The organism is Lolliginicoccus suaedae (genome assembly GCF_008312885.1).
Classification (GTDB): domain Bacteria; phylum Actinomycetota; class Actinomycetes; order Mycobacteriales; family Mycobacteriaceae; genus Lolliginicoccus; species Lolliginicoccus suaedae.
Genome location: NZ_VSSO01000003.1, coordinates 1 through 11,847, shown reverse-complemented (window position 1 = coordinate 11,847; position 11,847 = coordinate 1). Strand labels below are relative to the sequence as shown.

At 68.9% G+C, this 11,847-nt stretch carries 10 protein-coding genes; all 10 read left to right on the top strand.

The genetic code is table 11. From position 1 onward, the window contains the following. Positions 1 to 4: 4 nt before the first annotated feature. The 10 genes from argB to tyrS all read left to right on the top strand — a co-directional run bounded on the left by argB (position 5) and on the right by tyrS (position 11,571). Positions 5 to 967, top strand: coding sequence for an acetylglutamate kinase (gene argB / locus FXO18_RS09245; protein ID WP_149360844.1), 963 nt, complete (start codon positions 5 to 7; stop codon positions 965 to 967). Further along, positions 964 to 2,157 carry an acetylornithine transaminase gene (locus FXO18_RS09240; RefSeq protein ID WP_149360843.1) on the top strand — a complete coding sequence of 398 codons (1,194 nt, stop codon included), beginning with the start codon at positions 964 to 966 and terminating at the stop codon, positions 2,155 to 2,157. The genes argB and FXO18_RS09240 overlap by 4 nt, the downstream gene beginning before the upstream one ends. Further along, positions 2,154 to 3,077: an ornithine carbamoyltransferase gene (argF, locus tag FXO18_RS09235; RefSeq protein ID WP_149360842.1), complete on the top strand. Its 924-nt coding sequence runs from the start codon at positions 2,154 to 2,156 to the stop codon at positions 3,075 to 3,077. The genes FXO18_RS09240 and argF overlap by 4 nt, the downstream gene beginning before the upstream one ends. Continuing rightward, entirely contained in the window at positions 3,056 to 3,568 is a 513-nt protein-coding gene (locus FXO18_RS09230) for an arginine repressor (RefSeq protein WP_149360841.1), read from the top strand. Before argF ends, FXO18_RS09230 begins: the two co-directional genes overlap by 22 nt. A gap of 78 nt (positions 3,569 to 3,646) precedes the next feature. After that, entirely contained in the window at positions 3,647 to 4,852 is a 1,206-nt protein-coding gene (locus FXO18_RS09225; protein WP_149360840.1) for an argininosuccinate synthase, read from the top strand. A gap of 7 nt (positions 4,853 to 4,859) precedes the next feature. After that, on the top strand, positions 4,860 to 6,284 hold the full coding sequence (argH, locus tag FXO18_RS09220; RefSeq protein ID WP_235900576.1) for an argininosuccinate lyase: 1,425 nt from the start codon (positions 4,860 to 4,862) through the stop codon (positions 6,282 to 6,284). A gap of 120 nt (positions 6,285 to 6,404) precedes the next feature. Next, positions 6,405 to 9,389 carry an alpha/beta fold hydrolase gene (locus FXO18_RS09215; RefSeq protein WP_149360838.1) on the top strand — a complete coding sequence of 995 codons (2,985 nt, stop codon included), beginning with the start codon at positions 6,405 to 6,407 and terminating at the stop codon, positions 9,387 to 9,389. 21 nt (positions 9,390 to 9,410) lie between these two features. After that, positions 9,411 to 9,623, top strand: coding sequence for a Trm112 family protein (locus tag FXO18_RS09210; protein ID WP_149360837.1), 213 nt, complete (start codon positions 9,411 to 9,413; stop codon positions 9,621 to 9,623). Continuing rightward, positions 9,586 to 10,266, top strand: coding sequence for a DNA-3-methyladenine glycosylase (locus FXO18_RS09205; RefSeq protein WP_149360836.1), 681 nt, complete (start codon positions 9,586 to 9,588; stop codon positions 10,264 to 10,266). Before FXO18_RS09210 ends, FXO18_RS09205 begins: the two co-directional genes overlap by 38 nt. 33 nt (positions 10,267 to 10,299) lie before the next feature. Next, entirely contained in the window at positions 10,300 to 11,571 is a 1,272-nt protein-coding gene (tyrS, locus tag FXO18_RS09200; RefSeq protein ID WP_149360835.1) for a tyrosine--tRNA ligase, read from the top strand. Positions 11,572 to 11,847: the final 276 nt, after the last annotated feature.

The following is an 11,847-nucleotide window of genomic DNA, read 5'->3' as shown; positions in this document are numbered from 1 at the left end:
CTCCATGCCCGATGACCCGAATGACGTCCCCGCCGAGACACGGCTCGAGGCCCTGACCGCGCTCGACAAAGCTCATGTGCTCGCCGAGGCCCTGCCCTGGCTGCAGAAGTTCCACGGCAAGACGATCGTCGTCAAGTACGGCGGCAACGCCATGGTCGATGACCAGCTCAAGCGTGCCTTCGCCGCGGACATGGTCTTCCTGCGCACGTGCGGCATCCACCCCATCGTCGTGCACGGCGGCGGCCCGCAGATCACCCGCATGCTGTCGCGGCTCGGCATGCAGGGCGAGTTCCGGGGCGGCTTCCGCGTCACCACGCACGAGGTCATGGACATCGTGCGCATGGTGCTGTTCGGCCAGGTCGGGCGCGAGCTCGTGGGCCTGATCAACGAGTACGGGCCGTACGCGGTGGGCATTTCCGGCGAGGACGCGCACCTGTTCACCGCGGAGAAGCGCGAGGCCGTGATCGATGGCGAGCTCGTGGACATCGGGCTCGTTGGTGACGTCTCCGAGGTCAATCCCACCGCTGTGCTCGATCTCGTCGCGACGGGGCGCATCCCGGTGGTCTCCACCATCGCGCCTGATCGCGCCGGGGTGGTCCACAACATCAACGCCGATACCGCTGCTGCCGCCCTCGCCGAGGGCATCGGGGCGGAGAAGCTGATCGTGCTCACCGACGTCGAGGGCCTCTACACGGCCTGGCCCGATACCAGCTCCCTGGTGAGCACCATTGATTCCGCCGCGCTCGAGCAGCTCCTGCCCTCCCTCGCGAGCGGCATGATCCCCAAGATGGAGGCCTGCCTGCGGGCCGTGCGCGGCGGGGTCCCGTCGGCCCACGTCATCGACGGCCGGGTCCCGCATGCGGTGCTGCTCGAGATCTTCACCAAGGAAGGCATCGGCACCATGGTCACCCCAGCGGGCACCGGAGCGGTCGAGCCTTCCCCAGCCACCCCCGGAGAACCTGCATGAACACTGTCACCGCGCAGCTCCAGCAACGCTGGTCCGCCTCCCTCATGGACACCTACGGCGTGCCCAAGGTCGCCCTCGTCGCGGGGCAGGGCGCCACCGTCACCGACGCGGACGGCCGCGAGTACCTCGACCTGCTGGCCGGCATCGCGGTCAATGCCCTTGGCCACGCCCACCCGGCGATCCGGGAAGCAGTGGACAAGCAGCTCAGCACCCTCGGGCATGTCTCCAACCTGTACGCGAGCCCGCCGACGATCGAGCTTGCCGAGGCACTGCTCCACAAGCTCGGCGTGCCCGGGCGGGTGTTCTTCGCCAACTCGGGCGCCGAGGCCAACGAAGCGGCGTTCAAGCTCACCCGCCGCACGGGCCGCACAGCTGTCGTCGCCGCCGAGATGTCCTTCCACGGCCGGACCATGGGCTCGCTGGCCCTCACTGGCCAGGCACCCAAGCGGGCACCGTTCGAGCCGCTCGTGCCGGATGTGCGGCACGTGCCCTACGGCGACATCGAAGCCTTGCGCGCCGCTGTGGACGACACCACCGCAGCAGTGTTCCTCGAGCCCATCATGGGCGAGGCAGGCGTCGTCGTGCCGCCCGAGGGCTACCTCGCGGCTGCCCGCGACATCACCGCGGAGCACGGGGCTCTCCTCGTGCTCGATGAGGTGCAGACCGGAGTCGGCCGCACCGGCTGGTTCTACGCGCACCAGGCCACGGGCATCGTGCCGGACGTCATCACCCTCGCCAAGGGCCTCGGCGGCGGGCTGCCGATCGGGGCGTGCATCGCCACGGGCGCGGCGGCCGAGCTTCTCGCTCCCGGCATGCACGGATCGACCTTCGGCGGCAATCCGGTCTGCGCGGCCGCCGCGCTCGCGGTGCTGCGGACCATCGACGAGCAAGACCTGCTCAGTCATGCCGATGCGCTGGGCAAGACGATCCGGACCGGTATCGAGGACCTCGGGCACCCTCTGGTCGACCATGTGCGCGGGGCCGGGCTGCTGCTCGGTATTGTGCTCACCGAGCCCCGCGCAGCGGCGGCGGAGACGGCGGCCCGCGATGCTGGCTTCCTGCTGAATGCCGCGCAGGCCGATGTGCTCCGCATCGCCCCGCCGCTCATTCTCACCGAGGAGGAGGCGGCACGGTTCGTGGAGTCACTGCCCTCGATCCTGAACACCGCCCTCGACGAAGGACCGTCATGACACGCCACTTCCTGCGCGACGATGCCCTGGACCCTGCTGAGCAGGCGGAGGTCCTCGCGCTCGCGGCGGAGCTGAAGCGCGATCCGTTCCTGCGCCGCCCGCTCGAGGGGCCACACGGAGTCGCGGTCATCTTCGACAAGAACTCCACGCGCACACGCTTCTCCTTCGAGCTCGGGATCGCCCAGCTCGGCGGCCACGCCGTGGTCGTCGAGTCACGATCTACCCAGCTAGGCCGGGACGAGACCCTCCAGGACACCGGGCAGGTGCTGTCCCGGTATGTCGATGCGATCGTCTGGCGCACCTTCGGCCAGGAGCGGCTCGAGGCGATGGCCGAGACCGCTACGGTTCCGATCGTCAATGCGCTGTCCGACTCGTTCCACCCCTGCCAGGTCCTCGCCGACCTGCAGACCATCGCGGAGCACAAGGGCCGGCTCGCGGGCCTGCGCATAACCTATCTCGGCGACGGTGCCAACAACATGGCCCACTCGTTGCTGCTCGGCGGCGCGACCGCGGGCCTGCACGTGACGGTGGCCGCTCCCGAGGGATTCCAGCCCGAGGAGCAGGTCGTGCAGGCAGCGAGGAAGCGGGCCGGGGAGACCGGAGGGTCCATCACCATCACCCAGGACCCTGCCGCGGCAGCCGATGGCGCGGACGTCCTCGTCACCGATACCTGGGTCTCGATGGGCCATGAGGCAGACGGCCGCGACCGGCGCGCCCCGTTCTGGCCGTATCAGATCAACGAGGAACTGCTCGCCCGCGCAGCCGGGGATGCCCTCGTGCTGCACTGCCTGCCGGCGCATCGCGGCGAGGAGATCACCGACGCCGTCATCGATGGCCCCCGCAGCGTCGTCTGGGACGAGGCCGAGAACCGGCTCCACGCACAGAAGGCCCTGCTCGTATGGTTGCTGGAGCACCAGTGACCGAGCCCGGGCGGGTCACCGGAACGAGCCGCGCGCGCCGGCAGGCCCGCATCGTGGAGCTGCTCGCGGCCCACCAGGTGCACAGCCAGACCGAGCTGGCCCAGCTCCTCGCCGACGAGGGCATCGATGCCACGCAGGCTACGCTGTCACGTGATCTCGAGGAGCTCGGGGCGCTCAAGCTCCGGGCCGCCGACGGCGGTAGCGGCGTCTACGTCGTCCCCGAGGACGGCACGACCATCCGGGGCGTCACCGGTGGCACCGAGCGGGTCTCGCGGCTCCTCGCCGAGCTGCTGGTCTCGGTCGAGGCCAGCGGAAACCTCGCGGTGCTGCGCACGCCCCCGGGCGCGGCGCAGTTCCTCGCGAGCGCGCTCGACCGTGCCGCCCTGGCACAGGTTTCGGGAACCATAGCGGGGGATGACACGATCATGGTGGTGGCCCGGCCTCCCCACGATGGGTTGTCCCTCGTGGCGATGCTCAGCGAGCTGGCCTGAGAGGCTGAGCGAGGCCAGCGAGGGCCAATGAACGATAGCGAACACTAGGCACCAGGAACGACAAGGAGAAGCAACACCATGGCAGAACGTGTGATCCTCGCCTATTCCGGCGGGCTCGATACATCGGTCGCGATCAGCTGGATCGCCAAGGAGACTGGCGCGGAGGTCGTGGCCCTGGCCATCGATCTCGGCCAGGGCGGCGAGGACATGGAGGTGGTCCGCCAGCGCGCCCTCGATTGCGGCGCCGTCGAGTCCATCTGCGTCGACGCCCGCGACGAGTTCGCCGACGACTACTGCCTGCCCACCGTGCAGGCCAACGCCCTCTACATGGATCGCTACCCGCTGGTCTCCGCGATCTCCCGGCCCCTGATCGTCAAGCACCTCGTGGAGGCGGCCAAGGAGCACGGCGGCACCACGGTGGCGCACGGCTGCACCGGCAAGGGCAACGACCAGGTCCGCTTCGAGGTCGGCATCGGCGCCCTCGCCCCTGACCTCAGCGTGATCGCGCCCGTCCGTGACTACGCCTGGACGCGCGAGAAGGCCATCGCCTTCGCCGAGGAGAACGCGATCCCGATCACGGTCTCCAAGAAGTCGCCCTTCTCGATCGACCAGAACGTGTGGGGACGCGCCGTGGAGACCGGCTTCCTCGAGGACCTGTGGAACGCCCCCACCAAGGACGTCTACGACTACACCGAGGACCCCACTGCGCACTGGCAGGCCCCCGATGAGCTGATCATCTCCTTCGACAAGGGCAAGCCCGTCGCGATCGACGGGCGCCCCGTCACGATGCTCGAGGCCATCGTCGAGCTCAATGAGCGCGCGGGCAAGCACGGCGTCGGTCGCCTCGACATGGTCGAGGACCGGCTCGTGGGCATCAAGAGCCGCGAGGTGTACGAGGCACCCGGCGCGATGGTGCTCATCACTGCCCACCAGGAGCTCGAGGCCCTCACCAACGAGCGCGAGCTGGCACGCTTCAAGCGGCAGGTCGAGCAGCGCTGGGGCGAGCTGGTCTACGACGGCCTGTGGTTCTCCCCGCTGAAGTACGCCCTCGACTCGTTCGTCCAGCACACCCAGGAGCACGTGACCGGCGATATCCGGCTCACCCTCCACGCGGGCAATGTCGTCGTCAACGGGCGTCGCAGCACCACGTCGCTCTATGACTTCAACCTCGCCACCTACGACGAGGGCGACAGCTTCGACCAGTCCGCGGCCAAGGGCTTCGTCCAGCTGCATGGCCTCTCGTCGAAGATCGCCGCCCGTCGCGATCTCAACCAGCAAGGATGATGACTGCGTGACCACCCAGCATGGCACCAACCAGGGCGCGCTGTGGGGCGGCCGGTTCGCATCCGGGCCGGCCGCCGCGATGGCGGCCCTGAGCAAGTCCACGCACTTCGACTGGGCGCTCGCGCCCTACGACGTGCAGGCATCGAAGGCGCACGCCCGCGTGCTCAGCAAGGCCGGGCTCCTCGCTGATGCCGATCTCGAGATCATGATCGACGGCCTCGATGGGCTCGCCGCCGATGTCGCCTCGGGAGCCTTCCAGCCAGCCGAGAGCGACGAGGACGTCCACGGCGCGCTCGAGCGGGGCCTCATCGAGCGCGTCGGCCCCGAGGTGGGCGGGCGCCTGCGGGCAGGGCGGTCGCGCAATGACCAGGTGGCCACGCTGTTCCGCATGTGGCTGCGCGACGCCGCCCGGCGCATCGCTCTCGGGCTGCTTGACGTGGTCGATGCGATCGTCGCCCAGGCCGCAGCGCACCCGGATGCCGTGATGCCCGGCAAGACGCACCTGCAGGCCGCGCAGCCCGTCCTGCTCGCGCATCACCTCCTCGCGCACGCGCACCCGTTGCTGCGTGATGTCGAGCGGCTGCGCGACTTCGACGCGCGGGCCGCGGTATCGCCCTACGGGTCCGGAGCGCTCGCGGGATCCTCCCTCGGCCTCGACCCCGATGCCATCGCCGCGGACCTCGGCTTCGATCGCGCCGCGGACAACTCGATCGATGCCACGTCCTCGCGCGATTTCGCCGCCGAGGCCGCGTTCGTCCTCGCGATGATCGGTGTCGATCTCTCCCGCATGGCCGAGGAGATCATCATCTGGACCACTCCCGAGTTCCGCTACGCCACGCTCGCCGACGAGTGGTCCACGGGCAGCTCGATCATGCCGCAGAAGAAGAACCCGGATGTCTCCGAGCTCACCAGGGGCAAGTCCGGGCGGCTCATCGGCAACCTCACCGGGCTGCTCGCCACCCTCAAGGCACAACCGCTGGCCTACAACCGGGACCTGCAGGAGGACAAGGAGCCGGTCTTCGATTCGGTTCTGCAGCTCGAGCTGCTGCTGCCCGCGATCGTTGGGCTCGTCTCGACCCTGGAGTTCCACGAGGACCGGATGGCCGAGCTTGCCCCGGCGGGATTCACCCTGGCCACCGACATCGCGGAATGGCTGGTGCGCCAGGGCGTGCCCTTCCGGGTCGCCCACGAGGCCGCGGGTGCGTGCGTGCGGGTCGCCGAGGCGCGCGGAGTCGGTCTCGATGAGCTCACCGATGCGGAGTTCGCCGCCATCGATCCCGCCCTCACGGGAGAGGTGCGCGCCGTGCTCACCGTGGCGGGCTCGATCGCCTCGCGGAATGCTCGCGGCGGCACGGCTGGGGCGCGGGTCGAGGAGCAGCGCGGTCGCGTCGCCGAGGCATCCGCCGCATTGCGCGCGTGGGCTGTGAGATAGCCAACAACCACCGCCATGCACGGTAAATGGGAGCCCGTGTAGCAGAAACCGTGCTGGGGGATGTGCGAAGATTCAGGAAGAGCGCACATCCCCGGCACCGGGCCACGGTGGCGGGCGAGGATGGAGGTCCCCGTGAAGTTCACTGCCCGAACCCTCACGTCGCCGGTGCATCGAGTCCTCGCCACTGCGCAGAACGGTCTCGAAGTGATCCGCTTCGGAGGGCTCGACACCGGCGAGGAGGCTTCGCCGTTCGCGGTGATGGAGCGGCGCCCGATGTTCCGGCTGCGCCGGTACTTCCCGGCCGCCGACGATCTCGACGAGCGGGCCCCGGTCATTCTCGTCCCGCCCCTGATGGTGGCCACCGACATCTATGACGTCACCCGTGACCAGGGCGCGGTGGGGATTCTCCACGACAACGGCCTCGACCCGTGGGTCGTCGACTTCGGCGCCCCGGACCGCGAGGTCGGCGGCATGGCCCGTAACCTCGCTGACCACGTCGTGGCAGTCAGCGATGTCGTCGACATCGTCCGCGAGCACACGGGCAAGGACGTCCACCTCGCCGGGTACTCGCAGGGCGGCATGTTCTGCTACCAGACCGCCGCCTACCGGCGCTCCCGCGGCATCAAGAGCCTCATCACCTTCGGCTCGCCCACCGATGCGGTCGCGCTGCCCATGGGCATCACGGTGGGATTCGCCTCGAAGGGCGCGGACTTCCTCGCCGACCACGTCTTCAATCGCCTCGCCATCCCGGGCTGGATGGTCCGTACCGGCTTCCAGATGCTCGACCCCGTGAAGACGGTCAAGTCCCGCCTCGACTTCCTCATGCAGCTCCACGACCGGGAGGCGCTGCTGCCGCGCGAGAAGCAGCGCCGCTTCCTCGAGGTCGATGGATGGGTCGCGTGGTCCGGGCCCGCGATCGCTGAGCTGCTCAAGCAGTTCGTCGTGCACAACCGGATGATGACCGGCGGCTTCGTCATCGATGATCGCCTCATCAGCCTCGCCGAGATCGTCTGCCCGGTGCTGGCGTTCGTGGGGACGACCGACGATATCGGCCTGCCGCGCGCCGTCCGCGGGATCCGCCGCGCAGCGCCCCGGGCCGACGTCTACGAGGCAACCCTCAAGGCGGGCCATTTCGGTCTCGTGGTGGGCAGCAGCGCCGGCACCCTCACCTGGCCCACCGTCGCCCAATGGGTCCGCTGGAACGAGGGCAACGCCGAGCGCCCCGAGGTCGCCAAGCCCATGACCGACGAGGACCAGCCCGCCGCCGATGGCGACTACACCGTCATGTCGCGGCTCGTCAACAGCGCCAGCCAGGCCGCCGAGATCGGCTTCGGCGTCGCGCAGGACTTCGTCGACGCCACCGTCGGCGCGGCCAAGACGACCAAGGAGATCGCCGGGGAGGCTGCCCGGACACTGCCGCGACTCGCAAGGCTCGGCGTCATGCAGGCCCATACCCGCATGTCGCTCGGCCTGCTCCTCGAGGAACAGGGCAGGCGGGCCCCGCTCGGAGAATGCTTCCTCTTCGATGACCGCGTCCACACCAACGCCGCGGTCAACGAGCGCATCGACAACGTCGTGCGCGGCCTGATCTCGGTCGGGGTCCGGCAGGGCACCCACGTCGCGGTGCTTATGGAAACGCGCCCGAGCGCCCTGGCGACCATCGCCGCGCTCTCCCGGCTTGGCGCCGTCAGCGTGCTGCTGCAACCGGGCACCAACCTCGAGGACGCGCTCCGTCTGAGCGAAGCGACCGGCATCGTCACCGACCCACAGAACATGGACGACGCCATCGCGACCGGTGGACAGGTCTACGTGCTGGGCGGTGGCGATATCCGCGACCTAGGTGTCGATGGCCACCCCAACGTCACCGACCTGGAGAAGATCGATCCGGAAGCAGTCGAGCTGCCCGCGTGGTACCGGCCCAACCCGGGCATCGCTAGCGACCTCGCGTTCATCGTCTTCACTCGTTCACGCGGCCACATCGAGCCCCAGCTCATCACCAACCACCGCTGGGCACTGTCGGCGTTCGGTACCGCGTCCGCCGCCTCGCTGACCGCCAGCGATACCGTCTACTGCCTCACCCCGCTGCACCATCCCTCCGGCCTGCTGATGACCCTCGGTGGTGCCGTTGCCGGCGGCGCCCGCATCGCGCTGACGCGCACTTTCGACTCCTCCCAGTTCGCCGAGGAGGTCCACCGCTACGGCGTGACCGTCGTGTCCTACACCTGGACGCTGCTGCGCGAGCTCGTCGAGGACGAGGACCTGCAGATCCAGCGGCACCATCCCATCCGGCTCTTCATGGGCTCCGGGATGCCCCGGAGCCTGTGGCAGCGTGTCACCGAGCGGTTCGCGCCCGCCAGCGTCGTCGAGTTCTACGCCTCCACCGAGGGCGAGGCAGTCCTCGCGAACATCACCGGCGCCAAGCCCGGCGCGAAGGGGCGGCCCATACCCGGATCCGCGACGATCAAGCTCGCGGCATTCGATGTGGAGAGCAATCGCTTCATCGAGGACGAGAGAGGCTTTGTCCGCGAGGTGGAGGACGACGACACCGGCCTGCTGCTCGCCCACCCGCGCACCGGGGTCGAGCACAGCTCCAACGTCATCCGCGGGGTATTCAAGCCCGGCGACATCTGGATCCCGACCGACCATCTCTTCCGCCGCGACACCGATGGCGACTACTGGATGGTCGATAACCGCAACAGCGTGATGCGCACCGAGCGCGGGATCGTGTACTCGTTGCCCATCGAGGACGCGCTTGCCGACGTCGAGGTGCTCGATCTCGCCGTTGTATATGGCGTGGAGCACGAAGGGCGCGTATTCGTCATCGCTTCGGTATCCCGCCGCAGCGACGAGCCTGGCCGGGAGTTCACCCCGGAGCAATTCGATCGCGCGCTCGCCGTGCTGCCGGGCACCCAGCGCCCCGATATCATCCACGAGGTGCGGGAACTCCCCATGACCACCTGGTACCGCCCAAAGACACGCCTGCTCGCCCAGCAGGGTCTCCCCGCGGCGGATAGCCACGCGTGGTACTACGACACCACCACGCACAAGTACATGCGGCTGACCGAGGCTGCCCGCAAGCGCATCATCAAGCGCAAGCAACCCTGAATCCAGATAAGGTAGACCACCGTGCCACTAGACCCAGTACTGCTCGACATCCTCGCCTGCCCCGAGGATCGCGGATTACTCATCCTCATCGAGGACGAGGCGCTCTACAACCCGCGGCTGCGCAAGGCCTATCCGATCGAGAACGGCATCCCGGTCCTGCTGGTCGACGAGGCCCGCGATGTCGATGACGAGACCCATGCGCGGTACATCGCGGCGGGAACGCCCAGCGAATAGGGGAGAGGACCTGCGCTCCGCGCTCCGGTCGAGCCTTCCTTGCGAGGCGGCCAGGCTCCTGCTTGGCTGCACGATCGAGCATGGCCCGGTACGGCTGCGGATCGTCGAGACCGAAGCCTATGGCGGTCCGCCCGACGGCCCCTGGCCAGACCCCGCGGCCCACTCCTACCGCGGCCCCACCGCGCGCAACCAGGTGATGTTCGGTCCGCCCGGGCACCTGTACATCTACCGCATCTACGGGATGCACCAGTGCCTCAACATCACCTACGGCCCCGCGGGCCGCGCGGGCGGAGTGCTGCTCCGAGCCGGCGAGATCCTCGGCGGCATCAGTGCTGCCCGAGCCCGCCGGGGCATGGACCGCGCCGCGCATCAGCTCGCGCGCGGCCCGGCCAACCTCGCCGCCTCGCTCGGCATCCCCTGGGAACTGCGTGGTAGTGATGTGCTCGCCGCTGGGGCACCGGTCCGGCTCGGGCATCGCGCCGACGATCACGAGGAGCCCATCCGTGCAGGGCCACGCGTCGGGGTGCGGTTCGCCGCCGATCGCCCGTGGAGGTTCTGGCTGCACGGTCATCCAGCAGTATCCGCGTACCGGCGCCACCCGGCAGCCACGGACGCAGCCGGGCGCGTTGGCCTGGGGCATTAGCCTGGGCGCCGCGCATGAGGAATGATCGGGTGCGTGACGATCGACATCCTCGAAGAACTGACCTGGCGTGGCCTGATCGCGCAATCCACTGATGCTGACGCGCTGCGCGAGCAACTCTCATCCGGCATGACGACGGTCTATGCCGGGTTCGATCCCACCGCGCCGAGCCTGCACGCTGGCCATCTCATCCCGCTGCTGGTGCTGCACCGCATGCAGCGCGCCGGGCACCGGCCCATCGTGCTCGCGGGCGGAGCCACCGGACTGATCGGTGACCCGCGCGACGTCGGCGAGCGCAGCATGAACGACGAGGATCTCGTTGCGGAATGGGCCGACCGCATCAAGGGCCAGCTCGAGCGCTTCGTCGAGTTCGAGGATGCCCCTAACGCCGCAATCATCGAGAACAACATCACCTGGACGGCGAACCAGTCCGCGATCTCTTTCCTGCGCGATATCGGCAAGCACTTCTCGGTCAACGTCATGCTGGCGCGGGAGACGGTGAAGCGACGCCTCGAGGGCGACGGGATCTCCTACGCGGAGTTCTCGTACATGCTTCTCCAGGCCCAGGACTTCGTGCAGCTGCATCGCAAGCACGATTGCACCGTGCAGGTCGGCGGATCGGACCAGTGGGGCAACATCATCGCCGGGGTCGATCTCGTGCGCAGGCTCGATGGCGCGCACGTGCACGGCTTCACCGTGCCGCTGGTCACCTCGGCGGACGGCAAGAAGTTCGGTAAGTCCACGGGCGGTGGCAGCCTCTGGCTCGACCCAGAGATGACGAGCCCCTACGCCTGGTACCAGTACTTCATCAACACCGGCGACGCTGACGTCATCAAGTACCTGCGGTGGTTCACTTTCCTTTCCCAGGGCGAGCTCGATGAGCTCGAGGCCGAGACGAGGGAGCGGCCGCACCTGCGTACCGCGCAGAAGCGCCTCGCGCAGGAGATGACCACCCTGGTCCACGGCGAGGACAACACGCGTTCCGTCGAGCTCGCCAGCCAGGCCCTGTTCGGCCGCGGGGAGATCACGGGCCTCGATCGCTCGACCCTCGCCGCTGCCCTGACCGAGGCCTCGGTCGCGGAGCTGCGTGACGGCGAGCCGCGCACCATCGTTGATCTGCTCGTGGCGAGCGGCTTGTGCGAGAGCAAGGGCGCGGCCCGGCGAACCATCCGCGAGGGCGGCGCCTCGATCAACAACAACAGGATCAGCGACGAGGCCTGGGAGCCGGGCGAAGGTGACTGGCTGCATGGGGAATGGCTGGTCATCCGCCGTGGCAAGCGGAACTTCGCCGGGATCCGACGCGTCTAGGGCTCGCTCTCCTCCGAGAGCGCGCTGCCTGGTGTTGATGACCTGTTGGGGTCCTCGCCACCAGGGCGTGGCGGGGGATTTGTGTTCGGACGAGCGGGTGTGTAACTTTCTTGGAGCCAGCCGGTGCGCGGGCCCCGCTCCAAGCGGGGGACGGGCACGAGGCGGAACCGGATCGCGGAGGGGCGTTGTTGCCTCCCGGGGCGCGGGGATGCTAGAGTGGCTGGCTGTGCCTGGGGGAGCTTCCCCGCCGTGTTCGGCGGGGTGCCTGGTGGGCGT

Coding starts and splice junctions, on each gene's coding strand:
- argB (WP_149360844.1), top strand. CDS start 5: ATGCCCGATGACCCGAATGACGTCCCCGCCGAGACACGGCTCGAGGCC.
- FXO18_RS09240 (WP_149360843.1), top strand. CDS start 964: ATGAACACTGTCACCGCGCAGCTCCAGCAACGCTGGTCCGCCTCCCTC.
- argF (WP_149360842.1), top strand. CDS start 2,154: ATGACACGCCACTTCCTGCGCGACGATGCCCTGGACCCTGCTGAGCAG.
- FXO18_RS09230 (WP_149360841.1), top strand. CDS start 3,056: ATGGTTGCTGGAGCACCAGTGACCGAGCCCGGGCGGGTCACCGGAACG.
- FXO18_RS09225 (WP_149360840.1), top strand. CDS start 3,647: ATGGCAGAACGTGTGATCCTCGCCTATTCCGGCGGGCTCGATACATCG.
- FXO18_RS09215 (WP_149360838.1), top strand. CDS start 6,405: ATGGAGGTCCCCGTGAAGTTCACTGCCCGAACCCTCACGTCGCCGGTG.
- FXO18_RS09205 (WP_149360836.1), top strand. CDS start 9,586: ATGCGCGGTACATCGCGGCGGGAACGCCCAGCGAATAGGGGAGAGGAC.